Source organism: uncultured Aquabacterium sp. (assembly GCF_947366995.1).
Lineage (GTDB): Bacteria > Pseudomonadota > Gammaproteobacteria > Burkholderiales > Burkholderiaceae_C > Aquabacterium.
The window spans coordinates 23,761-49,064 of record NZ_CANBCC010000019.1; the positions used below are offsets into that span (position 1 = coordinate 23,761).

Annotated in this window: 26 protein-coding genes; 17 read left to right on the forward strand and 9 right to left on the reverse strand. The window is 69.5% G+C overall.

Translation table 11 applies throughout. The features are described 5' to 3' along the window. The first annotated feature begins 73 nt into the window (after positions 1–73). From Q0Z44_RS07365 to Q0Z44_RS07380, 4 genes are read left to right on the forward strand one after another with little or no spacing between them, the layout of a single operon-like run. Positions 74–1,069 carry a KpsF/GutQ family sugar-phosphate isomerase gene (locus Q0Z44_RS07365; RefSeq protein ID WP_298011498.1) on the forward strand — a complete coding sequence of 332 codons (996 nt, stop codon included), beginning with the start codon at positions 74–76 and terminating at the stop codon, positions 1,067–1,069. Between the two features lies 1 nt (position 1,070). Continuing rightward, positions 1,071–1,658: an HAD hydrolase family protein gene (locus Q0Z44_RS07370; RefSeq protein ID WP_298011499.1), complete on the forward strand. Its 588-nt coding sequence runs from the start codon at positions 1,071–1,073 to the stop codon at positions 1,656–1,658. After that, on the forward strand, positions 1,655–2,284 hold the full coding sequence (gene lptC / locus Q0Z44_RS07375; protein WP_298011500.1) for an LPS export ABC transporter periplasmic protein LptC: 630 nt from the start codon (positions 1,655–1,657) through the stop codon (positions 2,282–2,284). The genes Q0Z44_RS07370 and lptC overlap by 4 nt, the downstream gene beginning before the upstream one ends. After that, positions 2,281–3,072, forward strand: coding sequence for an SDR family oxidoreductase (locus Q0Z44_RS07380; protein WP_298011501.1), 792 nt, complete (start codon positions 2,281–2,283; stop codon positions 3,070–3,072). The genes lptC and Q0Z44_RS07380 overlap by 4 nt, the downstream gene beginning before the upstream one ends. Here the strand turns inward: Q0Z44_RS07380 and Q0Z44_RS07385 are convergent. Next, positions 3,066–3,491: a hypothetical protein gene (locus Q0Z44_RS07385; RefSeq protein WP_298011502.1), complete on the reverse strand. Its 426-nt coding sequence runs from the start codon at positions 3,489–3,491 to the stop codon at positions 3,066–3,068. The genes Q0Z44_RS07380 and Q0Z44_RS07385 overlap by 7 nt on opposite strands. 192 nt (positions 3,492–3,683) lie before the next feature. Further along, complete coding sequence (locus tag Q0Z44_RS07390) at positions 3,684–4,142, reverse strand: RNA-binding protein (protein WP_298011503.1); 459 nt, start codon at positions 4,140–4,142, stop codon at positions 3,684–3,686. 264 nt (positions 4,143–4,406) lie between these two features. Between Q0Z44_RS07390 and Q0Z44_RS07395 the strand changes: the two genes are divergently transcribed. The 3 genes from Q0Z44_RS07395 to Q0Z44_RS07405 all read left to right on the forward strand — a co-directional run bounded on the left by Q0Z44_RS07395 (position 4,407) and on the right by Q0Z44_RS07405 (position 7,010). Further along, on the forward strand, positions 4,407–5,387 hold the full coding sequence (locus tag Q0Z44_RS07395; RefSeq protein WP_298011505.1) for a hypothetical protein: 981 nt from the start codon (positions 4,407–4,409) through the stop codon (positions 5,385–5,387). Between the two features lie 51 nt (positions 5,388–5,438). After that, positions 5,439–5,858 carry a YchJ family metal-binding protein gene (locus Q0Z44_RS07400; RefSeq protein WP_298011507.1) on the forward strand — a complete coding sequence of 140 codons (420 nt, stop codon included), beginning with the start codon at positions 5,439–5,441 and terminating at the stop codon, positions 5,856–5,858. Positions 5,859–5,978: 120 nt separating this feature from the next. After that, the gene (locus tag Q0Z44_RS07405) at positions 5,979–7,010 is read left to right on the forward strand and encodes a sterol desaturase family protein (protein ID WP_298011508.1); all 1,032 of its coding nucleotides are present in this window, start codon (positions 5,979–5,981) and stop codon (positions 7,008–7,010) included. On the opposite strand, the gene Q0Z44_RS07410 is transcribed toward Q0Z44_RS07405, so the two are convergent. Further along, on the reverse strand, positions 6,979–7,269 hold the full coding sequence (locus Q0Z44_RS07410) for a YkgJ family cysteine cluster protein (protein WP_298011509.1): 291 nt from the start codon (positions 7,267–7,269) through the stop codon (positions 6,979–6,981). The genes Q0Z44_RS07405 and Q0Z44_RS07410 overlap by 32 nt on opposite strands. Positions 7,270–7,528: 259 nt before the next feature. Here Q0Z44_RS07410 and mnmG point away from each other — a divergent pair, with 259 nt between their 5' ends. From mnmG to Q0Z44_RS07425, 3 genes are all read left to right on the forward strand, one after another. After that, entirely contained in the window at positions 7,529–9,601 is a 2,073-nt protein-coding gene (gene mnmG, locus Q0Z44_RS07415) for a tRNA uridine-5-carboxymethylaminomethyl(34) synthesis enzyme MnmG (protein WP_298011510.1), read from the forward strand. A gap of 245 nt (positions 9,602–9,846) precedes the next feature. Next, positions 9,847–10,488 carry a 16S rRNA (guanine(527)-N(7))-methyltransferase RsmG gene (gene rsmG / locus Q0Z44_RS07420; RefSeq protein WP_298011511.1) on the forward strand — a complete coding sequence of 214 codons (642 nt, stop codon included), beginning with the start codon at positions 9,847–9,849 and terminating at the stop codon, positions 10,486–10,488. Between the two features lie 157 nt (positions 10,489–10,645). Continuing rightward, on the forward strand, positions 10,646–11,305 hold the full coding sequence (locus tag Q0Z44_RS07425) for a hypothetical protein (protein ID WP_298011512.1): 660 nt from the start codon (positions 10,646–10,648) through the stop codon (positions 11,303–11,305). A gap of 51 nt (positions 11,306–11,356) precedes the next feature. Here the strand turns inward: Q0Z44_RS07425 and Q0Z44_RS07430 are convergent, their stop codons facing one another. Continuing rightward, positions 11,357–12,916 carry a choice-of-anchor I family protein gene (locus tag Q0Z44_RS07430; RefSeq protein WP_298011513.1) on the reverse strand — a complete coding sequence of 520 codons (1,560 nt, stop codon included), beginning with the start codon at positions 12,914–12,916 and terminating at the stop codon, positions 11,357–11,359. A gap of 146 nt (positions 12,917–13,062) precedes the next feature. On the opposite strand from Q0Z44_RS07430, the gene Q0Z44_RS07435 reads away from it, so the two are divergent. From Q0Z44_RS07435 to Q0Z44_RS07450, 4 genes are read left to right on the forward strand one after another with little or no spacing between them, the layout of a single operon-like run. Continuing rightward, positions 13,063–13,848, forward strand: coding sequence for a ParA family protein (locus Q0Z44_RS07435; RefSeq protein ID WP_298011515.1), 786 nt, complete (start codon positions 13,063–13,065; stop codon positions 13,846–13,848). A 46-nt stretch (positions 13,849–13,894) separates the two neighbouring features. Beyond that, positions 13,895–14,806 carry a ParB/RepB/Spo0J family partition protein gene (locus Q0Z44_RS07440; protein ID WP_298011516.1) on the forward strand — a complete coding sequence of 304 codons (912 nt, stop codon included), beginning with the start codon at positions 13,895–13,897 and terminating at the stop codon, positions 14,804–14,806. A gap of 19 nt (positions 14,807–14,825) precedes the next feature. Beyond that, a complete protein-coding gene (locus Q0Z44_RS07445) occupies positions 14,826–15,641 on the forward strand; it encodes a class I SAM-dependent methyltransferase (protein WP_298011517.1) in 816 nt (271 codons plus the stop codon). A 47-nt stretch (positions 15,642–15,688) separates the two neighbouring features. Then, entirely contained in the window at positions 15,689–16,210 is a 522-nt protein-coding gene (locus Q0Z44_RS07450; protein WP_109038090.1) for a flavin reductase family protein, read from the forward strand. 18 nt (positions 16,211–16,228) lie between these two features. Here the strand turns inward: Q0Z44_RS07450 and Q0Z44_RS07455 are convergent, their stop codons facing one another. The 3 genes from Q0Z44_RS07455 to Q0Z44_RS07465 form a co-directional block, all read right to left on the reverse strand. Beyond that, a complete protein-coding gene (locus Q0Z44_RS07455; RefSeq protein WP_298011518.1) occupies positions 16,229–17,815 on the reverse strand; it encodes a PAS domain-containing hybrid sensor histidine kinase/response regulator in 1,587 nt (528 codons plus the stop codon). 126 nt (positions 17,816–17,941) lie between these two features. Beyond that, positions 17,942–19,096 carry a diguanylate cyclase gene (locus tag Q0Z44_RS07460; RefSeq protein ID WP_298011519.1) on the reverse strand — a complete coding sequence of 385 codons (1,155 nt, stop codon included), beginning with the start codon at positions 19,094–19,096 and terminating at the stop codon, positions 17,942–17,944. A 5-nt stretch (positions 19,097–19,101) separates the two neighbouring features. Further along, complete coding sequence (locus Q0Z44_RS07465; protein ID WP_298011520.1) at positions 19,102–20,247, reverse strand: diguanylate cyclase; 1,146 nt, start codon at positions 20,245–20,247, stop codon at positions 19,102–19,104. Positions 20,248–20,459: 212 nt separating this feature from the next. On the opposite strand from Q0Z44_RS07465, the gene Q0Z44_RS07470 reads away from it, so the two are divergent. The 3 genes from Q0Z44_RS07470 (at position 20,460) to Q0Z44_RS07480 (ending at position 22,293) form a co-directional block, all read left to right on the forward strand. Then, positions 20,460–21,011 carry a cytochrome b gene (locus tag Q0Z44_RS07470; RefSeq protein ID WP_298011522.1) on the forward strand — a complete coding sequence of 184 codons (552 nt, stop codon included), beginning with the start codon at positions 20,460–20,462 and terminating at the stop codon, positions 21,009–21,011. A 24-nt stretch (positions 21,012–21,035) separates the two neighbouring features. Continuing rightward, positions 21,036–21,638: a YceI family protein gene (locus Q0Z44_RS07475; protein ID WP_298011523.1), complete on the forward strand. Its 603-nt coding sequence runs from the start codon at positions 21,036–21,038 to the stop codon at positions 21,636–21,638. Positions 21,639–21,717: 79 nt separating this feature from the next. Next, positions 21,718–22,293 (forward strand): YceI family protein, encoded by a 576-nt coding sequence (locus tag Q0Z44_RS07480; protein WP_298011524.1) that lies wholly within the window; start codon positions 21,718–21,720, stop codon positions 22,291–22,293. Here the strand turns inward: Q0Z44_RS07480 and Q0Z44_RS07485 are convergent. Together Q0Z44_RS07485 and Q0Z44_RS07490 are read right to left on the reverse strand one after the other, a co-directional pair. Next, the gene (locus tag Q0Z44_RS07485) at positions 22,283–24,208 is read right to left on the reverse strand and encodes an ATP-binding protein (RefSeq protein ID WP_298011525.1); all 1,926 of its coding nucleotides are present in this window, start codon (positions 24,206–24,208) and stop codon (positions 22,283–22,285) included. The genes Q0Z44_RS07480 and Q0Z44_RS07485 overlap by 11 nt on opposite strands. A 223-nt stretch (positions 24,209–24,431) precedes the next feature. After that, a complete protein-coding gene (locus Q0Z44_RS07490) occupies positions 24,432–25,259 on the reverse strand; it encodes an HDOD domain-containing protein (RefSeq protein WP_298011526.1) in 828 nt (275 codons plus the stop codon). Positions 25,260–25,304: the final 45 nt, after the last annotated feature.

A 25,304-nucleotide genomic window follows, 5' to 3' on the forward strand; every position in this document is an offset into this window, starting at 1 on the left:
AATCACCCGATCCTACCCGGGCAGGGGTGCCGTTGCGCCCGCCCGGGCCAGACTTCCGACGCTTTCTCCTTTCATGTCTGCACTTCCTTCCCAAGACGCCGTGGTGGCGATGGCCAGCCAGGCCCTGGACATCGAGGCCCGCGCGCTGCTCGACCTCAAGGCCCGCCTGCAGGGCGAGCCCGGCGCTGCCTTCACCCGTGCGGTGCACACCATGCTGGCGTGCCGCGGCCGGGTGGTCGTGATGGGCATGGGCAAGAGCGGCCATGTGGGCCGCAAGATCACCGCCACGCTCGCATCCACCGGCACGCCGGCGATGTTCGTGCACCCGGCCGAGGCGCACCATGGCGACCTCGGCATGGTGCAGCCGGGCGACGTCGTGATCGCGATCTCCAACTCCGGCGAGAGCGAGGAGCTGACCGCGCTGCTGCCCGTCATCAAGCGCATCGGCGTGCCGCTGGTGGCCATGACGGGCAAGCCCGCCTCGTCGCTGGCCCGCCATGCCGACATCGTGCTCGACAGCGCCGTGTCGGTCGAGGCCTGCCCGCTGAACCTGGCGCCCACCGCCAGCACCACCGCGCAGATGGCGCTCGGCGATGCCCTGGCCGTGGTGCTGCTGGAAGCGCGCGGCTTCAAGGCCGAAGACTTTGCCCGCTCGCATCCGGGCGGCTCGCTGGGCCGCCGCCTGCTGACCCACCTGCGCGACGTGATGCGCTCGGGCGAGGCCGTGCCGCGTGTGGCCCCCGAAGCGCCATTCGGCGAGCTGATGCGCGAGATGAGCGCCAAGGGCCTGGGCGCCGCGGCGGTGGTCGAGGCCACCGGGCGCCTGCTTGGCGTCTTCACCGACGGCGACCTGCGCCGCAAGATCGAAGCCGGTGTCGACCTGCGCGGGCTGACGGCCGCCGAGCTGATGACGCCCGCCCCCCGCACCATCCGCGACGACGTGCTGGCGGCCGAGGCCGTGTCGCTGATGGAAGCGCACCGCATCAACACCCTGCTCGTGGTCGACGCCGCCGGCGCGCTGGTGGGCGCCGTCAGCACCAACGACCTGATGCGCGCGAAGGTGATCTGACATGCGCCCGCTGCACGCCACGTTGACCTTTCCCGAGCCGCTGCGCGACAAGGCCCGCGGCATCCGCGCCGCCATCTTCGATGTGGACGGGGTGCTGACCGACGGCACGCTCTACATCAGCGAAGCCGGCGAAACGCTCAAGGCCTTTCATGCGCTGGATGGCCATGGCCTGAAGCTGCTGGCCCAGGGCGGCATCACGCCCATCGTCATCACCGGTCGGGATTCGCCCGCGGTGCGTCGCCGCCTGGCTGACCTGGGTGTGAAGCACGCCGTGTTTGGCGCGCACGACAAGCTGGCCGTGGCCACGCCGCTGCTGGCTGAACTGGGCGTGGGCTGGCATGAGCTGGCCGTGATGGGTGATGACTGGCCCGACCTGCCGCTGCTGGCCCGGGCGGGCTTTGCCATCGCGCCGGCCAACGCGCATCCCGAAGTCAAGGCCATCGCCGACCACGTGAGCGCGCTGCAGGGCGGGCAGGGCGCCGCCCGCGAGGCGTGCGACCTGCTGTTGTGGGCCACCGGCCGCTACGACGCACTCTTGCACGGTCACCTGCAAACGCTGGACACCACCGCCGAAGGCGCCCGCCGATGAAGCCGCGCAGCTGGGAGTGGCTGTCGTATGCCCAGGCCGGGCTGCCGGTGCTGGCCGCCGGGCTGCTGGCCGGCTTCACCTGGTGGCTGGTGCAGTCGTCTCCGCAGCCCGAAACGGCGCGGCGCGCTGCAGTCGCCCCCACGGTGCCCGACTACACGCTCGAACGCGCCCGCATCTCGCGCATCGACACAGAGGGCCGACTCAAGGCCGTGATCGACGGCGAGGTGATCCGGCACTATCCCGAGGGCGACCGCATCGAGATCGACGTGCTCGAACTCTCCGCCCGCGGTGACGAGGGCGACAGCGTGCACGCGCTGGCCCGCCGCGGCGAAGCGGTTGGCACGACCGAGGTCATCACGCTGACCGGGGCCGTGCGCGTGACCGCGATGCCGGTGCCGGGCACGGCGAAGCAGCAAGGCATGGCCAGCACCGCGCCCGTGCGCCTGGTGGGCGAGGGCCTGAAGATGGACGGCCGCACCCGCGTGCTGAGCGCCGACCAGCCCACCACGCTGTACCAGGCGGGCAGCGTGGTGCGCGGCAACACCATGCGCCATGACGAGCGCACCGGCGTGACCGAGTTCAAAGGCCGGGTGACTGGCCGCTACGAGCTGGCGAGCCGCCCGTGACGGCCCCGCTGGCCTTCATTACCGGCGCCTCCAGCGGCATCGGGCAGGCCCTGGCCGCCCGCTATGTGGCACTAGGCTGGCGCGTGGCCCTGGTGGCGCGCCGTGCCGAGTTGCTGCGTGAGTGGGTGCTCGCCCAGGGCTGGCCCGCCGACCGGTGGGCGGTGTATGCGGCCGATGTGCGCGACGAGGCCGCCATGCAGGCCGCGGCGCATGCCTGCCTGGTGCAGCAGGGCCTGCCCGATGTGGTCGTGGCCAACGCCGGCATCAGCATCGGCATCGACCTGTCCCTGGCCGAAGACCTGCCGGTGCTGCGTGACCTGCTGGAGACCAATGTGATCGGTGTGGCCGCCACCTTCCAGCCTTTCATCGCGCCGATGAAGGCGCGGGGGCGCGGCACGCTGGTGGGCGTGGCCAGCGTGGCCTCGGTGCGGGGGCTGCCCGGACATGCCGGCTACTGCGCCGCCAAGGGCGCCGTGGTGCAGCTGTGCGAAACCCTGCGCGGCGAGCTGCAGGCGCATGGCGTGCGCGTGGTCACGCTCGCGCCGGGCTACATCGACACGCCACTGACCCGCGAGAACGACTACCCGATGCCCTTCCTGATGGCCCCGGACGTGTTTGCGGCAAAAGCGGTCGATGCGATCGCGGCTGGCGTGCGCTGGCGCGTCATCCCCTGGCAGATGGGCGTGGTCGCGGCGGTGCTCACGTGGATGCCGCGCAGCCTGTTCGACCGCATCGTGGGCGGCCAGCAGCACCGAAAGAAGCGCCGCCGGCCTGCTGCCGGTCAGTGACCCCGGCCTTTGCCGTGGCCCTTACCCGGGTGGTCGTCGTGGCCGTGGTGGTCGTGCCCGTCGTGGTCATGGTCATGGCCTCGGTTGCCCTTGCCCTTCTTGGGGCCGCCGTCGTCACGAACAAAATAGACCGGCTGGCCGCAGGCTCTGTACTGACCGCAGTAGCGCGCCCAGTTCTTCGAGTGCCCGGGCGGAACACGCATGTAGATCGGACGTTGCACCACGGCCACCGGGCCCTGGTGAATGATCACCGGCTGCGGGTAGACCAGCACGGGACGGGTATCGCCGATGTCGACGCGACCGTAAAAGCCCGGTTGGTTGATGCTCACGCTGACGCCGACGTTCTGGGCCGAGGCCAGGCTGGCCAGCGAGGCCAGGGCAGCGACGGCGGCCAGGCGGGGAAGGGTGTACTTCTTCATGGTCTTTTGCAGAGCGCCCGGCGAGGCCGGGCCAGGGCCCGATTGTGCGCGTGGGGGCTCGCGGGGCTGTGTCTGGCTGTGTCGCGCTTGTGACCAGATGTGCCGCCGGGCCCGCATCGTGGTGCGGCAGCGAGCGCCCAAGAAAAAAGGCGGTGCCTTGAGACACCGCCTTCTTGCCTGAGCAGGGGCCGATCAGTAGCCGCCGCCGTAGCCGCCGTCGCCACGGCCACCGCCGTAACCACCGCCGCCGTTGCCACGGCCACCGCCGTAGCCGCCGCCACCATTGCCACGGCCGCCGCCGCCGCCGTAACCGCCGCCACCGCCTTCACGACGGCCGCCGCCGAAACCGCCGCCGCCACCGCCGCTGCCACCGTACGGGCTGCGGAAGCCAGCCGGGCGCTCTTCACGAGGACGGGCTTCGTTGACGACCACGGCACGGCCGGCCACGGGCTGACCGTTCAGGCCGTTGATGGCGGCTTGCGCCTCGGCATCCGAACCCATTTCGACGAAGCCGAAGCCCTTCGAGCGGCCGGTTTCACGGTCCATCATGACCTTGGCCGAGCTCACGGCACCGTATTCCGAGAAAGCGTCCTGCAGATCCTGATCGCGCACGCTGTAGGCCAGGTTGCCCACGTAAAGTTTGTTGCCCACGAGAGAGCCCCTTTCAAGTAACTAAGTAACCATGTGGAGCTTCAACCCATCAGGACCCATTCCAAAGACGGTGCCGCTTCCAGACACAGACGAAACCATTATGGTGGATGCCTGCACGATCGGCCAGCATTTTCAACCCTTATTTGTGCCAGCGTGTCAACCATCCGGGTGCGTTGTTGTGCCTGCGCTTCATGCCCGCCTCAGGGCTAGCCCCTATCATCGACCCGGCGGGGAACCCCGCTGAACGCCCGACATCCCACCCTGATGAGCTCAGAGTCTGTTGCACCTTCCCCCGAAAACGCTGCCCCCCGGGCGGTTCGTCGCCGTTTCGACTGGTGGCAGGCGCTGGTGCGCGTGCTCGCCAGCATCGAAGCCGTGCGCGACGGCCAGGTGATCTACGTGCTGCTGGCCGCCTTCTCCGGCGCAGGCCTCGCGGTTGCCAGTGCCCAGGCCTCGCTGGGGCGGGGTGACACGAACTGGGCGATCGGGCAGGGCGCCGCCGCGCTCTTCATTGCGTTCTACGGGGCGAACGCCGCCGGGCTCATGTCGATGGACCGCGCGCGGGGCGTCGTGCCGCGCGACGGGTGGTCTGCCGTGCAGGACGGCCTGGGTGTGGGCCACCGGATGCTGCTGGCGGTGCTGGCTGCTGTGCTGGTGGTCGGAACGCTGGCGGCGGGGGTGGCCGGGCTGTACTGGCTCAGCGGGCTGCCGAAGGTGGGCCCGTGGTTGTTCGTGCTGGTGGTGCCGGCCACGGTGCTGCTGCTGGGCCTCACCATGTTGTCGGTGGTGGCGGTCATCGCCCCGCTGACTGGGCCGGTCGTGTGGTCGGGCGCCTCGTCCTGGCAGGCGTGCCGGGCGCTGGTGCGGCTGGTGCGCGAACGCCTGCTGCAGTCGGCGGTGCTGGTGGGCGGGCTGAGCCTGGTCACCGGCCTGACCGGGGCCGCCACCAGCTTCATGGTGATGGCGGGCGGCCGGGTGATGGCCGAGGCGTCGATTTTCGTGCTCGGCGTCGACATCAAGCCCGAGATGCTGATGGCCGGCCTGATGGGCTACAACGTGCGTGTGGTCGACCTGACCGTGCCGGCCGACGCGCTGCCCTACATCCGCGCCGCGACGGTGGGTGGCGGCGTGGTGTTCGCGCTGGCGCTGGTGCTGCCCACGGTGGTCTACCTGCGTGGGGTGTGCGAGGTGTTCCTGGCGCTGCAGCAGGCGGATGTGGCGGAGGCCGGCGCCGAGCAGGCCTGACCGCCGCATGGCGTGAGCGTGGCGGACGGCGGCCGTGCCATCATCGCGGCCATGTCACGCCGTCCCCCCGCCCTTGCCGCCGATGCCCGTCCCTGCCCTTGCGGGCGACCCGCCCCGTATGCGTCGTGCTGCGGGCGCTACCATGCCGGCCCGTTGGCCTTGCAGGCGCCGGATCCCGAGTCGCTGATGCGCTCGCGGTACAGCGCCTTCGTCCTGGACGAGCGCGAATACCTCCTGGCCACCTGGCATCCCGACACCCGGCCGGCGTGCATCGAGCCGCCCGAACCCGGGCTGCAGTGGCTGGGGCTGACGGTGCGCCGCACTTCGATGACGGGCCCCGATCGCGGGTTGGTGGACTTCGTGGCCCGCAGCAAGCTGGGCGGTCGGGCCCACCGGCTGGAGGAGGTCAGCGATTTCGCACGCGAGGGCGGACGCTGGTATTACGTGAAGGCGCTGGACGAGGGCGCCTGACCGCCTGACGCCCGAACATCCCCCGCGCTGCGCTGCGCAGGCCCCCATCCGCGGGGTTAAATGGGGGGCGGAAGGGCTTCCCCGGCAGACACCGCGCGGGCGCCTCCTTATGGTGGGCGCATGTGGTCCTCTCTCTCTTCCCTGAGCGACGCGCTCGCGCGGCTCGACACCATCCAGATCATGATGGCCATGCTTGGCGTGTCGGCCGTGCTGGTGACCGCCGCCGAAGGCGTGCTGATTGCCCGACGACGGGGGGCCGGCGCGTATGACTGGCGTGCCTTCTGGACGACGGTGCGCATCAACGGCTGGCGCGTGGTGGTGGAGGCCATCCCGATGGGGGCCGTGCTGGGTGCGGCCCTGCCCTTCGGGGCCTGGATGTACGCGCACCGGCTGTGGACCGTGCCCATGGACACGGCATGGGGCTGGGTCGCCATGTTCTTCACCACCGAGTTCTTCTATTACTGGCTGCACCGTGCCGGCCACCGCATTCGCTGGTACTGGGCCTCGCACCAGGTGCATCACTCGGGCAACGAATACAACCTGGCCGCGGCATTCCGGCAGTCGATCACCGGCAAGGTCAGCGGCGGCTTCGTCTTCTTTGCGCCGCAGTGCCTGCTGGGCTTTTCCCCCGATGCCGTGCTGATGTCCTACGGGCTGAACCTGGTCTACCAGTTCTGGATCCACACCGACCTGGTGCCGAAGCTGGGCTGGATGGAGGGGGTTTTCAACACGCCTTCGGCGCACCGGGTGCACCACGCGGCCAACGTCGAATACCTGGACTGCAACTACGGCGGCACCATCATGCTGTTCGACCGGCTGTTCGGCACCTATGTGGAAGAGAAGGACGGGGTGCCGATCCGCTACGGGCTGGTCAAGCCGCAGCGCTCGTACACGGCGCTGCGGATCTGTCTGGCGGAGTGGGCGGCCATGGCGCGAGACGCGCTCAAAGCGCGCCGGCCCGCCCACTTGCTGGGCTACCTGTTCGGGCCCCCGGGCTGGGCGCCGGACGGGCGCGGCCTGACCACCGACGACCTGCGTACGCGGATGAAGGCGTTGACGGGCGAGGCGGCCGGGGTGCCGCCCGAGTGGATGCTGGACGGGCGTGAGGCGCCGACCGAGGTCAGCCGCGGGTCGCCACTTCCAGTTCAGTGAGCCACAGCATGGCGTGGGCCTGGCTGCTGCCGCACATGTCGTGCGAGGGTTGCAGCGAGCCGCACACGGCCGGCCGCGTGGCCTGACCGAACAGCTGGCAGCGCAAGGCTGCGTCGAGGTGCGGGCAGGGCATGCCGGCGGGCTTGCCGTGAGGCAGGCCGGGCATCGGCGAGCTGATGGAGGGCGCGGTGCAGCAGGCGCCGCAGCCTGGGCGGCATGCCGGCGCAGCGGCGACAGGCGGGAAGGGCGTCTGGGCCATCCCGCATTGTCGCCGCCGGCCCTTCTCGCAACAACCCCGTTTGAATAATCGTCGTGATGACAGCGACTGCCAGTTCACTGTAGGCCGACGCCTCGGGCAATGCCCATCCCTAACTTGAGGCGGCTGGGGAGACACCCCGGCCCGCGGCGGGGCGATGGCGGGCGGGCCCCGGCTCAGGCGGGTTTCAGTACAATGGAAGGTTGCTCAAAAATGTGGCACGCCGTGAGGCGTCGCCTCGTGCTCCTTTCAGAGGTCCGCCATGCTTTATCCCCAGGAATTTGACGTCATCGTGGTCGGTGGAGGCCATGCCGGCACCGAGGCGGCACTGGCCGCGGCCCGCATGGGGTGCGCCACGCTGCTGCTGACCCACAACATCGAAACGCTGGGGCAGATGAGCTGCAATCCGTCGATCGGCGGTATCGGCAAGGGCCACCTGGTCAAGGAAGTGGATGCCCTGGGCGGTGCCATGGCGCAAGCCACCGACGAGGGCGGCATTCAGTTCCGCATCCTCAATTCCAGCAAGGGTCCGGCGGTGCGCGCGACCCGTGCCCAGGCCGATCGGATTCTCTACAAGGCGGCCATCCGCAAGCGGCTGGAGAACCAGCCCAAGCTCTGGCTGTTTCAGCAGGCGGTGGACGATCTGATGGTCGAGGGCGACCGCGTGGTGGGGGCCGTGACCCAGGTGGGCGTGCGTTTCCGCGCGCGCGCGGTGGTGTTGACGGCCGGCACCTTCCTGGACGGCAAGATCCACGTCGGCCTGCAGAACTACAGCGCCGGCCGCGCGGGGGATCCGCCGGCGGTGTCGCTGTCGGCGCGCCTGAAGGAACTGAAGCTGCCGCAAGGCCGCCTGAAGACCGGCACGCCGCCACGCATCGACGGCCGCAGCATCGACTTCAGCCAGCTCAGCGAGCAGCCTGGCGATGGGGTGGCACCGGTTGGACGGTGGGGGGCTTCGGCACCCACGGGCCCGGGTGTGCCGGTGTTCAGCTTCCTCGGGTCGCCCGAGCAGCACCCTGCCCAGCTGCCTTGCTGGATCACGCACACCAACCAGCAGACGCACGACATCATCCGCTCGGGGTTCGACCGCAGCCCGATGTTCACCGGCATCATCGAAGGGGTGGGGCCGCGCTACTGCCCGTCCATCGAGGACAAGATCAATCGCTTTGCCGACAAGGACTCGCACCAGATCTTTCTTGAGCCGGAAGGCCTGACGACCAACGAGTTCTATCCGAACGGCATCAGCACCTCACTGCCATTCGACATCCAGCTCGCGGCCCTGCGCACGATGCCTGGCCTGGAGAACGCCTACGTGCTGCGCCCGGGCTACGCCATCGAGTACGACTACTTTGACCCACGCGAACTGAAGTCGACCTTCGAAACCCGGGCCATACAGGGCTTGTTCTTTGCCGGGCAGGTCAACGGCACGACGGGCTATGAAGAGGCGGCAGCCCAAGGGCTGTATGCAGGCGTGAACGCGGCGCTGCAGGCCAGGGGCGAAGCACCCCTTACGCTGCGCCGGGACCAGGCCTACCTGGGCGTGCTGGTGGACGACCTGATCACCAAGGGCGTGACCGAGCCATATCGCATGTTCACGAGCCGCGCTGAGTTCCGCCTGCAACTCCGCGAGGACAACGCCGACATGCGCCTGACCGAGTTGGGGCGCCAGATCGGTCTGGTCGACGACGCACGGTGGGATGCCTTCAACCGCAAACGGGATGCTGTTTCACGTGAAACAGAGCGGCTCCGGACAACGTGGGTGCGGCCCGCGACGCTGCCCGCTGCCGACGCGGAGCGCCTGCTCGGCAAGGCCCTGGAGCATGAATACAACCTCGCGGACCTGCTGCGCCGCCCGGGCGTCAGCTACGACCAGATCAACGAGATCGACGAGATTGCCGCGCGCGAGCAGGCGGTACTCCGTGCCCATGCTGGGGCGGAAGGGCAGGCGGACCTCAAGGCGCCCGTGACCCGTGCGACCCTGCGCGCCGATTTGGGCAATGCGGTGGGTGAGGCCGTCATTGAGCAGGTCGAGATCAGCATCAAGTATGCAGGCTACATCACCAAGCAGAATGAGGAGGTGCAGCGGGCTGCCCATTTCGAAAACATGGTGCTGCCGCCCGAGTTGGATTACATGCAGGTGGCCGCACTGAGCTTCGAGGTGCGCCAGAAGCTGAGCAAGCACCGACCGGAAACGCTGGGACAGGCATCGCGCCTATCCGGGGTGACGCCGGCGGCGATCTCTTTGTTGCTGATCCACCTGAAAAAGGGTCGCTTCAAGGGGTTCACAAGCCAGGAGGGCGAGGCGGTCAACGGTGAGGCGGGTGCGGCGGCGTGATGGCTGATGCCGCTGTTTCACGTGAAACAGCAGTGTTCGGTGTATCCGCGCGACCCCCGTATCGCTGGCTATGATGGACAGGCGGTCTCGCGAAGTGGCGAGACCAGAGTGGAGTATTCATGTCTTCGTTTTCGCGTGGCAAGGGCCCACGACGTCCGCCGGCTTCGCCGACCTCTATCCGTACTGCGCCGGTGGTCCGGGCCCGACCCCCGGTAACTTGGTCAGCTGACGCATGGGTGGAAGCCATGCAGCCGACGCTGGCTGACCTGGGGGTGAGTCTGTCACTCGAGCGCCAGACGCTGCTCGCCCGGTACATGGGCATGCTGCAACACTGGAACAGCACCTACAACCTGACCGCCCTGCGGGACGCGCCGGACATGCTGACGCACCATCTGGCCGATTGCTTGGCGGTGTTGCCCCCCTTGGGGCGGCACCTGGCGGAGCGTCGTGCTGCTGGCGGCGCCCAGCCGGCTCGCGTGCTCGATGTGGGCAGCGGCGGCGGGTTGCCCGGAGTGGTGCTCGCCATTTGCTGCGACGACGTCCATGTGACCTGTGTTGACACAGTGGGGAAGAAGGCGGCCTTCATCCGCCAGGTGGCCGCGGAGCTTCGTCTGCTCGACCTGAAGGCCGAGCACGCTCGCGTAGAGCAGCTCAAGGCCTCATTTGATGTGGTCACCTCACGAGCGTTTGCCTCGTTGGCGGACTTCGTGGGTCTGACGCAGGCGTTGCTGGCGCCCGGCGGCGTATGGATGGCGATGAAAGGCAAGCGCCCCGAGGATGAGCAGGCGGCGTTGCCCCGGGAAGTCACCGTGTTTCACGTGGAACAACTGACTGTTCCCCGGTTGGAGGCGGAGCGCTGCCTGGTGTGGATGCGGAGCGCAGCATGAACTCGCCTCAGCGACCCGGTGGCCGGCTGCGTCGTATGGCCTTGTGCACGGGGCTTCTGGCTGGCGGGGCCATGGCCGTGCTGCCAGCCGGTGTTCAGCCCAGCCGGCCATCAGCCGGGCAGTGGAGGTGCCGCCTCCGAAGGGATGGACGCCGGACATGCCGCTGTTCGTTGCAGAAGAAGAGCCCGTGACCGGTGGCAAAAGGGCAGCTGAGCCGCGGGGCGGGGCGCCCGTGCGCTCGGTCACACCGGGCAGTGAGAAAGCGGGGAAGCCCGCTGCGCGTGCGATCACCTCAGCGGCGGCCGAGCCGCGCGAGGCTGGACCGCAGAAAGGCTCGGCTCCCGTCCGGACCGTCATGAACAAGCCGCGCAGTGAGCCGGGGCATCGACAGGCAGGCCGGGCCGTCGCGCGGGCCGATCTGCGGGGTGGGCCCGCATCGGACCGGAATACGGCCGCGGCATCGCACGCGCAGCGCGTGGCCAAGCGTGCCGACGGCATGCAGCCGGCGCCGCGCAGGGCCGTGCAGCGGAGTGGGGCGGTGAAGGCCGAGCCCACCGAGCGGGCGGGTGTGCACCGCAGGCAGGCCCAGGCAGGGCGAGGGCCTGCTCCCCAGCTGACCACCTCGAAGGCGGCGACTCGTCAGCGCGCGCGAGCCGGCCAGTCGGTGCCGTCGCATACGCCTCCCGCGCGTGCCACCCACGCCTCAATGAAGTCGACAGGCCCGAAGTCCGGGATGGCCGCCAAGCCGGCGGCGGTGAAGAAGGGCACGCCGCGCAAGGGCTCCGTGCCGGCCGTGCAGCAGAAGCCCCGCCGCTGACCACAGCGGGGCGCTCCCGAGGCGGCGTGCTCTCGCCCCGCGGATGCCGGCTCAGTGGCCGAGCCGGCGGCGGCGCGCGGCCGTCAGCACACCCAACCCCGCCGCGACAAGCGCCAGGCTGCCCGGTTCGGGAACGGGCGCGGCGGCAGTTGCCAGGTGGAACAGCGTGGTCGTGTTGCTGACCTCGTTGGAGAGGCCGAGGTAGTACGCGTTGCCCAGGCGGAAGCCCTTCAGCCCTTCGGGCGACACGTTGCCTTCGGCGACCAGCATGCGCAGGAAGGTCACGTTGTGCGGGTCGGTGATGTCGAACGCGGCAACCGCGGCCTTGCTCGTGCGCTCCAGCCCCACGAAGGCGAGGGTGCGGCCGTCGATCTCCATCAGCTCGATGCTTTCCGGCTCGACGCCCTTGTCCCGACTGCGGCCGTCGTCGTAGATGCCGAGGGCGATCGCTTCCCGGTCGAGGATCTCGCCGCTGTCGTACACCAGCTGGCCGTCGGCATCCCGGATGGAGAACGACCGGGCGCCGGCCGCATACAGGGCGCTCGCTGACGAGTCGGTGTTCGACACACGCAGGTTGGACAGCAAGGTGCCGGACAGGCTCGGATCCACGCTGCTGGCCGCGCTGCGATCGGCATCGTCCTCGCGGAAGTCACCCTCGTTGGCCATCACCAGAAAGGTCTGCCCGCCGCGGCTGTAGGTTGCGATGCCGTCCGGCATGTACAGGCCCTTGGCGTGGACCGACACCAGGCCGATGCTGCCGTCGTTCTTCGGATCGATGCGCTGGCCGGCGACGGCGAAATCCTTCGCACCCAGACCGACGACCTTGTCCACCGTGCCGCTGGACAGATCCACCACGGCCAGGCCGTTGGCTTCCTGCAGGGTCACGTAGGCCTTGGTGCCGGCTGCGTTCACCGCGATGTATTCCGGCTCGAAGTTCATGCCCGTATTGACGCGCAGGTGGCCGCCGGTGCGGGGCGCGGCATCCAGGTTGCCCACCGTTGTCACGGTGCCGGTGCCCAGGTGGATGATGCTGACGCTGCCGGCCGGATCCAGCGCATGGTTGCCATAGCTGCGGGGAACGCTCCCGGTGGGCGAGGTGAGGGGGCCGTAGTGGCTGTTGGCTGCCTTCACGCCGCTCTGGCTCGTGTTGTTGGGCGTGCCTTCGTTGGCCACCAGCAGCCGGCTGCCGTCGGGCGTGAACGTGAGCATGTCGGGCAGGGCGCCCACCGTGTACTGTCCGGTCAGCGCGCGTGTGGCGGTGCGGTAGGTCTGCACGACGCCGGGCAATTCGCGCTGCGTCGGGTGCTCTAGCGCGATCGCCGCGACGCCGTTGTGGATCGCCACGCTGTTGACGCTGCCCGAGGCGCTCACGTCGATGCGCTGCTGCAGTGCGCCGGTGCGGGCGTCCAGAATGTCGATGCCGCTCACGCCCGAGACCCAGATCTCGTTGCGGCCGGCGTCGAAGCTCAGGATCTCGGCGAGGTAGCCGTCGGTACCGGCGTGCTGATGCGTCCAGATCTGGCGAGCGCCATCGAGCAGGCCGGCGGTGGCGTGGGCGGACAGGGCGGTCAGCGCGGTGCTGACCAGCAGGGAAACACAGGTTTTTTTCATTTGGTGAGACTGCAGGGCTTGCCAAGCGGCTGCAGAGGCGGCCGCACGAGCCGGACAGCTTGCGCAGGGCGGGTGACGCGGCCGTGACGGCGGACGGTAAGGCGGGCCCGTGGTTGAGGGAGAGGGCGCAGGCGATAATCGGCCCCATGCCGCACATCTTCTGCATCGCGAACCAAAAAGGCGGGGTGGGCAAGACCACCACCACCGTGAACCTGGCTGCCGGCCTGGCCCAGATCGGGCAGCGCGTGCTGATCATCGACCTGGACCCGCAGGGCAACGCCACCATGGGCTCCGGGGTCGACAAGCGGACGCTGGCCCACACCGTGTACGACGTCCTGCTGGAGCACACGGCCATTGCCGACGCGCGCGTGCGCAGCCCCAAGGGCGGCTACGACGTGCTGGGTGCCAACCGTGAGCTCTCGGGTGCCGAGATCGAACTCGTCAACCTCGAGCGCCGTGATCGCCGCCTGAAGACCGCCATCGAGGCCGCGGCGGCCGACTACGACTTCGTGCTGATCGATTGCCCACCCTCGCTCAGCCTGCTCACGCTCAACGGCCTGACCTGCGCCCACGGCGTGATCGTGCCGATGCAGTGCGAGTACTTCGCCCTCGAAGGCCTCACCGACCTGGTCAACACCGTCAAGCAGGTGCACGCCAACCTCAACCGCGAACTGCAGTTGATCGGCCTGCTGCGGGTGATGTTCGACCCGCGCATCACGCTGCAGCAGCAGGTGAGCGAACAGCTCAAGGGACACTTCGGCGACAAGGTGTTCGACACGGTGATCCCGCGCAATGTGCGCCTGGCCGAAGCGCCCAGCTACGGTGTGCCCGGCGTCGTGTTCGACCCGGCTTCGAAGGGCGCCCAGGCCTTTGTGGCCTTCGCGCAGGAAGTGGTGCAGCGGGTGACGGGCGGCTTGCGTTCGGCCGCGTGACCAGCCTGGGCGCGCACGGGCCGTGAAACAGCGGACAATCGCGCCCATGGCGACCAAGAAATCCAAAGGCCTGGGCATGGGCCTGGAGGCCCTGCTGGGCCCCAAAGTCAGCGACACCCCCCCCGCACCGGCCGGCGAAGGCAATCCGTCGGTGCTCAAGCTCGACCTGTTGCAGCCCGGCAAGTACCAGCCGCGCACGCGCATGGACGAGGGCTCGCTTTACGAGCTGGCCGAGAGCATCAAGTCCCAGGGCGTCATGCAGCCCATCCTGGTGCGTCCGGTGGGCGAGGGCCGCTACGAGATCATCGCTGGTGAGCGCCGCTCGCGCGCCGCGAAGCTGGCCGGGCTCGACGAGGTGCCGGTGCTGGTCAAGGCTGTGCCCGACGAGGCCGCGGCCGCCATGGCGCTGATCGAAAACATCCAGCGCGAAGACCTCAACCCGCTGGAAGAGGCGCAGGGCCTGCAGCGCCTGACGCACGAGTTCGGCCTCACGCACGAGCAGGCCGCGCAGGCCGTGGGCCGCTCGCGCAGCGCCGCCTCCAACCTGCTGCGCCTGCTGAACCTGGCCGAGCCGGTGCAGTCCATGCTGATGGCCGGCGACATCGACATGGGCCACGCGCGGGCGCTCCTGCCGCTGGACAAGGCGCTGCAGATCACGACGGCCAACGAGGTGATCGCGAAGAAGCTCAACGTGCGTGAAGCCGAGAAGCTGGTGGCCAAGGTGCAGGGCTCTGCCGGCCGCCAGACGCCGCTGCTGCGCGTGAAGGGCGAGAAGTCGCGTGACGTGCTGCGGCTGGAAGAAGAGCTGTCCGACCTGCTGACCGCGGCCGTGCAGATCCACGTGAAGAAGCGCACCAAGCGCGGCGAGCAGGGCGAGGTCACCATCGCCTTCGGCAGCCTGGAAGAGCTCAACGGCCTGATCGACAAGCTGCGCGGTGGCGCGACGCCGGCCGCCTGACGCCCGCGCCAGGCAGCGCATGACACCCGCCGAACGCTCCGGCCTCCGACAGAAGCTGGGGCGGCTGTGCACGTGGCCCTTGCCGGCCCTGGCCACCTGGGGTGGGGCCTGGGTCCTGGCGCTCGCCTTGAAGGCGGCCAGCGCCCCGACGTGGGCCTTCCTGGGCCTGCCCACCGCGGCGGGGGCGCTGATCGCCCTGTGGCCTGCCGTGGCCGCCACGCCGTGGCGCCGGGTGTTCGTGGCCGCCGGTTTCCCGCTCAGCGTGATCGCGCTGGGGCAGGGGGCCGGGCTGCCGGGCTGGCTCTGGCTGCTGCCCCTGGCCGTGCTGCTGCTGGCCTACCCGGTCAACGCCTGGCGTGACGCGCCCGTCTTCCCAACCCCGCGCGGGGCGCTGAAGGACCTGGCTGCCTGCGCCCCCCTGGCCGACCCGCAGGGCCGTGTGCTGGACGCGGGCTGCGGCCTCGGCGACGGGCTGCGGGAATTGCGCGCTGCCTATCCGGCGGCCCGGATCGAAGGCGTGGAGTGGAGCTGGCTGTGGTGGGCGGTGGCCGCGCTGCGTTGCCGCTTTGCGCACGTGCGCCGCGGCGACATGTGGGCCGACGACTGGGCCGGCTGTGCGCTGCTCTACCTGTTCCAACGGCCTGAAACCATGCCGCGCGCGATGGCCAAGGCCCGTGCCGAGATGCCGGCGGGCAGCTGGTTCGTGAGCCTGGAGTTCGAGGCGCGCGACGAGGCGGGCCGGGCCTGGGCGCCCCACGCCTGCCTGGCGCTGCCCGGGGGGCGCCCCGTGTGGGTTTACCGCATTGCCGACGGCCGACAGCCCGTCGCGCCCTGAGGGCAGGCCCAGCCCACTACACTGGGGTCTTGAACGACCCCTCTGCCATGTCGACCCTGCCCGATTCCGCCCCCGCCGCCGTCCAGCCGCCGTTCACCGCCGAGGTGTTCCGTGCCGCGCTGGGCCAGTTCACCACCGGCGTCACCATCGTGACGGCCCGGGACCCGCAGGGGCAGCTGATCGGCCTGACGGCCAATTCCTTCAACTCGGTGTCGCTGACACCGCCGCTGGTGCTGTGGAGCCTGTCGCGGCAGTCCACGTCGATGCCCGGTTTCCTGCGCGCCTCGCACTACGCGATCAACGTGCTGGCGGCCGACCAGCGCCTGCTGGCCGAGCGGTTCGCGCGCAAGGGCATCGACCGCTTCGAGGGCACGCCGTGGCGGGCCGGCCTGACAGGCGCGCCGCTGATCGACGGCGCCGTCGCCACGTTCGAATGCAGCCACCACGGCCGGCACGATGCCGGCGACCACGTCATCTTCGTGGGCCAGGTCGAGCACTGCAACCGGCGCGTGGGCGCCGCGCCGCTGGTCTACCACGGCGGCCGCTTCTTCACTGACCTGCCGATCTGAGCCGGGCTGGCGCGGTCCTCAGCGTCCGGCCGCCAACTGGTCCAGCAGCCTCAGCAAGCGGCCCACATCCAGCGGCTTGGTCAGGTAATCGGCAAAGCCACGTCGGCGGGCTTCGTTGATGAGATCCGGCATGGCGTCGGCCGACAGCGCCACGCGCGGCACGCCGGCGGTGGCGGGGTCGTGGGCCAGTGCGTCGGCAATCTCCAGCCCGCTGGCGTCACCCAGGTGCATGTCGAGCAGCAGCAGATCGGGTGGAGCGGCCCGGGCCGCGGCGATCGCTTCGCGGCCGGTGTGAGCCACTTCGATGTGCCATTGCGGCCGCATGCGCAGCACCTGCCGCACCAGCTCCACGTTCACCGGGTTGTCTTCGGCGTAGAGCACCGTGAAGGTGCGCTGCTCGGGGGGGGCGTCGGGCGCGCCGTCCAGATGGCCGAACTGCGAGCGGCCCCGGGGGGCGTCTTCGGCGGGCTCGGCAGCGGGCAGCCACACCCGGAAGACGCTGCCCTCGCCCGGCCGGCTGCTGACGGTGATGCGGCCCCCCATCAGCTCCAGCAGCCGGTGCACGATCACCAGGCCGATGCCGGTGCCCTCCACGCCGGTGCGCTCGGCGCCCAGCCGGTTGAAGGGCTCGAAGAGATGGGCGATCTGCCCGGCGTCCAGCCCCCGGCCGGTGTCGCTCACGGACAGCACAATGTCCGGCCCGACGGGCATGGCCTCCAGCTGCACGCAACCGCCCGGGCGGTTGTACTTGATGGCGTTGGAAAGGAGGTTCACCAGGATCTGCCGCAGCCGCACATGGTCGGCGTGCACCCACAGCGGCGGGTCGGGGGGCTCGCAGCGGATCTCCAGCCCGGACGCGCTGGCCTGGTTGCTGAGCAGCGCGAGCGCCTCTTCCTGCGCCTGCTGCACCGAGACCGGAGCCAGATGGATCGGCATGCTGCCCGCCTCGATGCGCGACAGGTCGAGCACGTCGGTGAGCATGGCCAGCAGGTGGGCGCCGGCACGCTCGATGTGCTGCACGCTGCGCGACTGGGTCTCGTTGAGCGGATGGCGGGGGTCGACGCGCAGCAGCTGCGCGAAGCCCAGCATCGCGTTCAGCGGGGTGCGCAGTTCGTGGCTCATGCGCGAGAGGAACTCGGTCTTGGCCTGGCTGGCGCGCTCGGCGGCCCGCGCCGAGGCCATCGCTTCCTGCAGCTGTCGGCGCTCGGTGATGTCGTCGATGACGGCGATGAACTGCACCGGCTCGCCGCTGGCGTTCCGCATCAGCACCACGCTCAACGTCACCCAGACGACCGCGCCATCGGGGCGCAGGTAGCGCTTTTCCAGGCTGTAGCGGGGGCGCAGGCCCTGCAGCGTGGCTTCCATCTCGGCGGTGCTCACGGCCACGTCATCGGGGTGCGTGAGGTCGAGGATGTGCAGGCCGGTGAGGGCATCACAGCGGCGACCGACGATCTCGCCGAAGCGCTGGTTGGCCTCCAGCAGCTGGCCGTCGGGGGCCACCCGCGCGATGCCGATGCCGGCGGCCTCGAAGATCTGCCGGTAGGGGGCGGACGCCGTCAGGCGTTCGCCGTCACACAAGATCGGTGCGGCGCTGGGGGAAAGCATGGCTGGGGGCGAGTCGGTCTGGCCGCCACCCGCACGGTGTGCCGCGTCTGTGCGCCGCATCGCCGGTCCTCCGGTGCCGAGGCGGGAAGGTGGCGGTCCCCGAAACGGCGTGTCGAGCGCACTGTCTCACACTTGTGCGGGCTTCGCCAGAGGGCGTTCGCGCGGTGCGGGCACGGACAGCACCTCGGTGCGCTGCCGGCCGGCGGCCTTCGCCGCGTACAAGGCTCGGTCGGCCCGCTCCAGCGTCACGTCCAGCGCCTCGCCCACCGGGTGCTCCGTGATCCCGGCCGAAAAGCCGAGGCGCAGGCTCCCGTCGGCCAGCGGCTGGGCTTGCAGCGCTTCGCGAACGCGGCCCAGGGCTTGGAGGGCGCCGCCCGGCCCGGGATCGGGGCTGGGTAGCATCAGCAGGAACTCCTCGCCGCCCCAGCGCGCCAGCGTGTCCGTCTGCCGCAGTTCCGCGCGGGCGGTGTCGGCGAAGTGGCGCAGGGCGGCGTCGCCCGCCTGGTGACCGTGCAGGTCGTTGATGCGCTTGAAGTGGTCCAGATCGATCAGCGCGAGGCAGAAGCCCTCACCGGCACGCTGCTGGCGCTGCATGGCCTGCTGGATCAGGCTGAGCATGTGCCGACGGTTGACCAGCCCGGTGAGCTCGTCGCGGGTGGCGATGTCCTGCAGCCGGTCGAACGCCTTGCGCAGTTCGGCCTTCTGCTGCACGAGCCGGCCACGGACCTGTGCCACATAGAACGCGACGGCCGACACGGCGGGCAGCGTGCTGGCCGCCAGCACGAACTTGATCAGTTCCAGCTTGGGGTCGAACTCGACCGGATCGAGGTGGACGAGGGTGGCCATCACCACGCCCAGCCCGAGCACGGTGGCCGCGCCCATGATGAAGACCTGCCGCGCCGACAGGGTGAACATGCCGAACACCAGTACCAGCGCGATCATCATCAGCACCGAACTGCGCACGGGCCCCGTGATGGCATAGGCAAACAGGATGGCAACCAGCGCGTAGAGGCACTGGGGAAGGTCCATGCCGGGGCTGCCCAGCCGGGTGGACCAGTCGGTGCGCACCAGCAGGTAGAACGTCGTCATGCCGACCCACATGTAGGCCAGCAGCATCTCGCCCGGTGCGCGCGCCACCAGGCCGATGTGCATGGCGTACACCAGCAGCACCGAACTGATGGAGTAGCCCCACACGGCGATCATCGACAGCCGCACGCGGCCGCGCACGCGCGCATCGGCGCCCAGCACGAGGTCGGTGAGTGCGCGCCAGCAGGCAAGCATGGCCGTCACCCTTCCGCCGCCGTCGGGCGCGTGATGGCCAGGCGCGGCGTGGCCGCGTGCAGCACGGTGCGGTTGCGGCCGGCCGCCTTCGCCTGGTAGAGCGCCCGGTCGGCGCGTTCCACGCAGTGGTCCAGCGGCTCTTCGTTCCCGTAGGCCGTCAGTCCGCAAGAAAATGTGAGCCGGAGCTCAGGTACGGAGGGCGCGACTTCCGCATCGGCCATGGCTTCACGGATGCGCTCGATGCCCGCCTGCGCCAGCTCGGGCGTGGTGTCGTTGAGCAGAACCAGAAACTCCTCGCCGCCCCAGCGCGCCAGCACGTCGGTCTCGCGCAGCGCCTGCTGGGCCACCTGCGCGAAATGGCGCAGCACCTCGTCGCCCACGTTGTGGCCATGCGTGTCGTTGATGCGCTTGAAGTGGTCGATGTCGAGCAGGGCCAGGCAGAAGCGGTGGTGGCCCGAACGCTGCAGCCGCTTCTGGTGCTGGTTGATCACCTCGATCATGTGCCGGCGATTCACCAGCCCCGTCAGCTCGTCGCGCGTGGCGAGGATCTGGATGCGGGTGAGCGCGTGGGCCAGTTCGTTCTTCTGTGTTTGCAGGCGCGCGCGCAGGCTGCTCAGCTGGGCCGCCAGCGACGACACGGTCGGCACGATGGCGATCACCAGCGCGAAATGCACCACCTCCAGTCGCAGCGGATAGTTCACCGGATCGTTCTGGATCTTGTAGAGAATGGCCACCCCCATTGCCACCACCGTGTAGGCGCTGGCAAAGCGGGCGGCACGCGGCTTGAGGTTGAAGATGCCGAACACCAGTACGAGCGTGAGCAGCATCATCACCGCGCCATGGGCGGCGCCGGTGGTGGCATAGGCGCCCACGATGATGGTGAGCGCCGCGATGATCTGCGGCAACGTCAGGGCCGGATCCTGGCAGCGCAGGTTGAGGCCCGAACGCAGCAGGGCGTACCAGAACACCACGTTGGCGACGATGAGGCCGGACAGCGCTTCCGCTTCGCTGCGCACCATGAGGCCGACCCAGCACGCGTATGCCTGCAGGGCAATGCAGGCAATGAACACGCTGGCCGCCAGCAGCGAGCGCTGGATGCGCAGTCGCTGCTTGGGGTCCGTGCTGAGAAGAAGAGGGAGGAGGCCGCTCATGGCAGGGCCGACCGGGAGGCCGACGGAGGTTCATCGGTTCTTTCGGACGTTTCCCCCCTCAGCTTTAACGCGGGATGACCCGCTCCGCCAATCAGGCGACTTCAATTCAAAAATATTGAAGCCAGGCGTGAAGCAGCCTCAACCGATTTCACGATGTGCGGGGCACACTGTGTACACAGGGCGGGCGCCGTCCGTAGTCTGAAATCACCGCCATGAAGCCATCCACCGATCGATACACCTTCACCGCCATGGCGCTGCACTGGCTGCTGGCCGCCGGCATCCTGGGCGCGTTCGGCATGGGCCTGTACCTCGACGGCCTGCCCTTCTCACCCGCCAAGCTCAAGCTGATCAACTGGCACAAGTGGGCCGGTATCACCATCCTGGCGTTGTCGGTGGCGCGCCTGCTGTGGCGGCTGACGCACCGCCCGCCCGCGCTGCCAGCCCGCATCGCCGCCGCCATGCCCGTGTGGCAGCATGTGGCGCACCATGGCACGCACCACCTGATGTACCTGCTGTTCTTTGCGGTGCCGCTGCTGGGCTGGGCCTACAGCTCGGCCAAGGGCTTCCCCATCGTGTGGTTCGGCGTGCTGCCGCTGCCCGACTGGGTGCCGGTCGACGAGGCGCTGGCCCAGGCGCTCAAGCCGCTGCACGCGCTGGCCGCCTGGGGCCTGATCGGCCTGGTGGCGCTGCATGTGGTGGCGGCACTGAAGCACCAGTTCGTCGACCGCGACGGCCTGCTCGACCGCATGCGCCCCGGGCGCTGAATGCCGATGAAAGGACTTCCCCTCATGACCGCTTACCTCCGACTGTCCGGCGCGCTGGCGCTGGCCGCCGCCACCGTCGTGACCCTCGCCGCGTCGGTGCCCGCCCGGGCCCAGACTGCGGCGCCGACTGCACAGACCCTGGTGCCAGCCCAGAGCGAAGTGACCTTCGTGGCCCGCCAGCTGGGCGTGCCGCTCAACGGCCGCTTCAAGGCCTTCAGCGTGCAGAGCACCTTCAATCCGAAGGCGCTGGCCACCAGCCAGGTCGCCTTCAGCATCGACCTGGGCAGCGTCGCCATCAACGCCGAGACCGATGCCGAGCTGAGCAAGCCCGACTGGTTCCATACCGCCCGCTTCCCGAAGGCGACCTTCCAGTCGACGGCGATCAAGCCCGCCGGCCCGGGCCGCTACGATGTGGCGGGCAAGCTCAGCATCAAGGGCCAGGCGCGCGACCTCGTCGTGCCGGTCCAGATGACGCAGGCCAATGGCCTGACCACCGCCGTCGGCGGCTTCACCCTCAAGCGCCTGGACTTCAACGTGGGCGGTGGCGACTGGGGGGATCCCTCCATCGTCGCCAACGAGGTCCAGGTGAAGTTCAAGCTGACCCTCAGGGGCGTGCCCGCGCTGTGAGCGTGCCGACTTCCCCCAGGCCTTTTCCCTCGACCCTTTTGTTCAACGGTGCCGCGCGCACCCTTCTCAGGAGCCCTGCATGACCCGTCTCGCTCTCTCGACCCTGGCCGCCGTGGCCGCCCTGTCGGCCTCGGTGGCCCAGGCTGCCCCCGCCACCTACAACATCGATCCGACGCACACCTTCGTGACCTTCGAGGCCAAGCACTTCGGCACCTCCACCGCCCGTGGCCGCTTCGACAAGAAGAGCGGCACCATCGTGCTGGACAAGCAGGCGCGGAAGGGCACGGTCGACATCACGATCGAAACCGGTTCCATCAACACCGGCGTGACCCCGTTCGACGGCCACCTGAAGAGCAAGGACTTCTTCAACAGCGAAGCCTTCCCGACCGCCACGTTCAAGAGCGACAAGCTGGTGTTCGACGGTGAGAAGGTGACCGCTGTCGAAGGCACGCTGACGCTGCTGGGCAAGAGCCAGCCCGTCACGCTGAAGGCCGAAGGCTATGGCTGCTACCAGAACCCGCGCATCCAGCGCGAGGTCTGCGGCGGCGACTTCGCCACCACCATCCAGCGCAGCGCCTACGGCATGACCTACGGCGTGCCCAACATCCCTGACGATGTGAAGCTGGTCATCCAGATCGAAGCGATCAAGCAATGAGCCGCTGAGGTTCGTCGGCCTCGAGCTGCCGCATCAGCACCGCCTGCAACTCCACCTGCCTGAACGGTTTGGGCAGGTGGTCGTCCATGCCGGCGGCCAGGCAGCGCGCCCGGTCGCCCGACATGGCGTTGGCCGTCAGGGCCACGACCGGCATGCGCGGCACATCGTGACGGGCCTCCCAGTCGCGCAGGCGTCGCGTGGCCTCCAGGCCGTCCATCTGCGGCATCTGGCAGTCCATCAGCACCAGGTCGATCGACCTGGGCAGGCGGGTCAGTACCGCCAGGGCGGCTGCGCCGTCTTCCACATGCGTGACGTGCAGGCCCATGGCGTGCAGCGTGGCTTCGGCCACCATGGCGTTCACGGGGTTGTCCTCGGCCAGCAGCACGCGCCGCCCCGGCCGGGCGGTGGTGTCGGGCTCGATCGGCACATCCACCGGTGCCGTGTCGCCGAAGTCGACCAGTGGCAGCGTGTCGGGTGAGGCGGCTGCGTCGGCGCCGTCGTCCATCGGCAGGGGCACGTCCACGGACACCACATCGGCCGGCGGCAATGGCGCGGTGAACTCGAAGGTCGAGCCCTTGCCCGGTGCGCTCACGCAGGTGATGTCGCCGCCCATGGCCCGCGCCAGCTCGCGCGAAATCGTCAGGCCCAGACCGGTGCCCTTGTGCCGGCGGCCGAAGCTGCCATCGGCCTGATGAAAGGCCTCGAAGATCAGGCCGATCTGGTCGGCTGAAATGCCGACGCCCGTGTCCTGCACGCTGAACACCATGCCTGCCTGCGTGCCGCCCCCCTGGCGCGTCACGCGCACCGTGACTTCGCCCTGGTCGGTGAACTTGATGGCGTTGCCCACCAGGTTGTGCAGCACCTGCCGAACACGGGCCGCGTCGCCCTCCACCCAGCACGGCGCGGGCAGGGCCACGCGGGCACGCAGCGCGATGCCCTTGTCCTGCGCCGTCACGCGCAGCAGGCCCAGTACCTCGTGCACCACCGTGCCGAGGTCGAACGGCGCGCGCTCGATGTGCAGGTGGCCCGCCTCGATGCGCGAGAAGTCGAGCACGTCGTTGATCAGCGTGAGCAGGTGTTCGCCGGCGTGCTCGATGAGCTCGGCCTGCTGCCGGCATTCGGTCAGCACGCCGGGACGCTGGGGCAGGCGCTGCCGGATCAGGCCGGCCAGTCCCAGGATGCCGTGCAGCGGCGTGCGCATTTCGTGGCTCATGGTGGCCAGGAACTGGTCCTTGACGGCGCTGTGACGCCACGCCAGCTTGAGCGCCTCGGCGCGTTCGCGGGCAATGCGGTCGGTGGTGAAGCGCAGTCGGAGCAGTTCGGTGATGCGGCGTTCGGCCCGCCGGCTTTCGAACAGCATCAGCGCCAGCAGGGCCACCAGCCCGAGCCCGCCGAAGGCGCCGTAGCGGTCACCTCGCATCGCAATGGCCGCGGCGGCGGGCAGCAGCATGGGCAGGTTGGCCGCCAGGTTGGGCAGCATGTGGGCCTGCATCGTGAAAGTGCTGACGGCACAGGCCCCCACCAGCACCGCCAGGATGACGGCGCTGGTCACCAGGTCGTGCACGGGCGCCAGCCAGGCGCCGGCCAGGCCCCATACCAGGCCATGGAACAGGCAGCCGGCGGTCAGTGCATGGAGCCAGCCCGCGCTGTTGGGCTGCGCCCGCTGTGACCAGGCGGTGGCCAGCGCCACCCTCAGCCCCGAGGCAAGAAGACATAGCGCGACCCAGGCCGCGGTGCGGTCGGTGCCACAGACGGGCGCGATCAGCATGCCCAGCGCCACGGCAAAGACGGCGCTCACCAGGGCCACCGGCAGGGTGGGGGCCATCAGCATGCGCAGCCGTTCGCGGTGGACCAGTGTGTCGAGCTCGGGGTCGGCCTGCGAGGCGGTGCGCGTCAGGACGGTGGAGGACAGCATGAGAGCGGATTGCAACAGCGATGTCACATTTATCCCCGCTCCGGCGCGCGGTGGACTCATGGCAGACCCTGTAACCCCCCTGTTCACCGGTCGGGAAGCACGCGCTGGTGGGGTCAAAAGGCGACAAGTGACATTTCGCCGACCCACCGGACGCGCCCGCGAAACGCGGAAACGTGACATGAGCAATCGCTCACGTCCTGTTGTTGCGGGCTGCCTGGGGTGGTCAGCCCTGCATGTTCAGACGCTCGCACACCCGCATGGTGGCGAGCTGGAAAGCCTGGAAGTGCAGTCCCACCTGGGCGGCCACCGGCTCAAGCTCGGCCCACACGGCGTCGTTGCCGCGCGTGCGGGTCGGGTTGAGCAGCAGTTCGTCGACGGCCGAGCCGATGGTGAGCAGGCGCTGCACCGTGGGGCGCTCCTGCGTCCACTGCGTCGGGCTGTGCGGCCGCGACCGCACGGTGTCGGCCACGTCGCGCGAAAGGCCCCAGGACTGCACCATGGCCGCCCCAAGCGCCGAATGGCTGACGCCGAAGGACTCGATCTCGGCCGCACAGAGCAGCGCCTCGTCGTCGGTCTCGGCCGAGGCCTCCAGCGCGCTGTAGCGGGCGCTGTCGTACACATACAGCACGGCACGCCCGGATTCGGCAAACAGCCCGGCGGTGTGCGCCAGCCAGGGATCGACGTCGAGCTGGCGCGCGATGCGGCTCATGGCCAGGCCCCGCACCCCGGCGCGATCCCAGATGCGCTGCAGGATCGGGCTGGGCGGGAAGGCGCCCCGCAGGCCGATTTCGTAGGTGAGGCCCGCCACCTGTGCCATGCCCAGATAGCGGATGGCTTCATGCACGGTTTCGACCCGCTTGAGCAGGCCGAACAGCGCCGAGTTGACCGTGCGCACCACGGCCGAAGACAGCGCCATGTCGGTCTCGATCAGGGCGGCCAGCTGGTCGACCGAGCTGTCGTCGTCCGCCATCAGCAGGGACAACTTGACGAGCGTGTTGGGGCACGCGGGCAGGTCGATGTTCAGGTTGCGCAGCTGAGGGGCGATGGACATGGCGGGCTCTCGTGGATACCGGGTCAGTCTAGGCGGCCGCACCCG

What these genes read in the sequence shown, in the direction of transcription:
- Q0Z44_RS07425 (WP_298011512.1), top strand. Translation starts at nt 10,646, where the DNA reads ATGCCGCTGTTCGTTGCAGAAGAAGAGCCCGTGACCGGTGGCAAAAGG.
- Q0Z44_RS07365 (WP_298011498.1), top strand. Translation starts at nt 74, where the DNA reads ATGTCTGCACTTCCTTCCCAAGACGCCGTGGTGGCGATGGCCAGCCAG.
- Q0Z44_RS07395 (WP_298011505.1), top strand. Translation starts at nt 4,407, where the DNA reads ATGAGCTCAGAGTCTGTTGCACCTTCCCCCGAAAACGCTGCCCCCCGG.
- Q0Z44_RS07490 (WP_298011526.1), bottom strand. Translation starts at nt 25,259, where the DNA reads ATGTCCATCGCCCCTCAGCTGCGCAACCTGAACATCGACCTGCCCGCG.
- Q0Z44_RS07475 (WP_298011523.1), top strand. Translation starts at nt 21,036, where the DNA reads ATGACCGCTTACCTCCGACTGTCCGGCGCGCTGGCGCTGGCCGCCGCC.
- Q0Z44_RS07485 (WP_298011525.1), bottom strand. Translation starts at nt 24,208, where the DNA reads ATGCTGTCCTCCACCGTCCTGACGCGCACCGCCTCGCAGGCCGACCCC.
- Q0Z44_RS07385 (WP_298011502.1), bottom strand. Translation starts at nt 3,491, where the DNA reads ATGAAGAAGTACACCCTTCCCCGCCTGGCCGCCGTCGCTGCCCTGGCC.
- Q0Z44_RS07470 (WP_298011522.1), top strand. Translation starts at nt 20,460, where the DNA reads ATGAAGCCATCCACCGATCGATACACCTTCACCGCCATGGCGCTGCAC.
- Q0Z44_RS07370 (WP_298011499.1), top strand. Translation starts at nt 1,071, where the DNA reads ATGCGCCCGCTGCACGCCACGTTGACCTTTCCCGAGCCGCTGCGCGAC.
- Q0Z44_RS07430 (WP_298011513.1), bottom strand. Translation starts at nt 12,916, where the DNA reads ATGAAAAAAACCTGTGTTTCCCTGCTGGTCAGCACCGCGCTGACCGCC.
- Q0Z44_RS07405 (WP_298011508.1), top strand. Translation starts at nt 5,979, where the DNA reads ATGTGGTCCTCTCTCTCTTCCCTGAGCGACGCGCTCGCGCGGCTCGAC.
- rsmG (WP_298011511.1), top strand. Translation starts at nt 9,847, where the DNA reads ATGCAGCCGACGCTGGCTGACCTGGGGGTGAGTCTGTCACTCGAGCGC.
- Q0Z44_RS07440 (WP_298011516.1), top strand. Translation starts at nt 13,895, where the DNA reads ATGGCGACCAAGAAATCCAAAGGCCTGGGCATGGGCCTGGAGGCCCTG.
- Q0Z44_RS07450 (WP_109038090.1), top strand. Translation starts at nt 15,689, where the DNA reads ATGTCGACCCTGCCCGATTCCGCCCCCGCCGCCGTCCAGCCGCCGTTC.
- Q0Z44_RS07400 (WP_298011507.1), top strand. Translation starts at nt 5,439, where the DNA reads ATGTCACGCCGTCCCCCCGCCCTTGCCGCCGATGCCCGTCCCTGCCCT.
- Q0Z44_RS07455 (WP_298011518.1), bottom strand. Translation starts at nt 17,815, where the DNA reads ATGCTTTCCCCCAGCGCCGCACCGATCTTGTGTGACGGCGAACGCCTG.
- Q0Z44_RS07480 (WP_298011524.1), top strand. Translation starts at nt 21,718, where the DNA reads ATGACCCGTCTCGCTCTCTCGACCCTGGCCGCCGTGGCCGCCCTGTCG.
- Q0Z44_RS07460 (WP_298011519.1), bottom strand. Translation starts at nt 19,096, where the DNA reads ATGCTTGCCTGCTGGCGCGCACTCACCGACCTCGTGCTGGGCGCCGAT.
- Q0Z44_RS07465 (WP_298011520.1), bottom strand. Translation starts at nt 20,247, where the DNA reads ATGAGCGGCCTCCTCCCTCTTCTTCTCAGCACGGACCCCAAGCAGCGA.
- mnmG (WP_298011510.1), top strand. Translation starts at nt 7,529, where the DNA reads ATGCTTTATCCCCAGGAATTTGACGTCATCGTGGTCGGTGGAGGCCAT.
- Q0Z44_RS07410 (WP_298011509.1), bottom strand. Translation starts at nt 7,269, where the DNA reads ATGGCCCAGACGCCCTTCCCGCCTGTCGCCGCTGCGCCGGCATGCCGC.
- lptC (WP_298011500.1), top strand. Translation starts at nt 1,655, where the DNA reads ATGAAGCCGCGCAGCTGGGAGTGGCTGTCGTATGCCCAGGCCGGGCTG.
- Q0Z44_RS07435 (WP_298011515.1), top strand. Translation starts at nt 13,063, where the DNA reads ATGCCGCACATCTTCTGCATCGCGAACCAAAAAGGCGGGGTGGGCAAG.
- Q0Z44_RS07445 (WP_298011517.1), top strand. Translation starts at nt 14,826, where the DNA reads ATGACACCCGCCGAACGCTCCGGCCTCCGACAGAAGCTGGGGCGGCTG.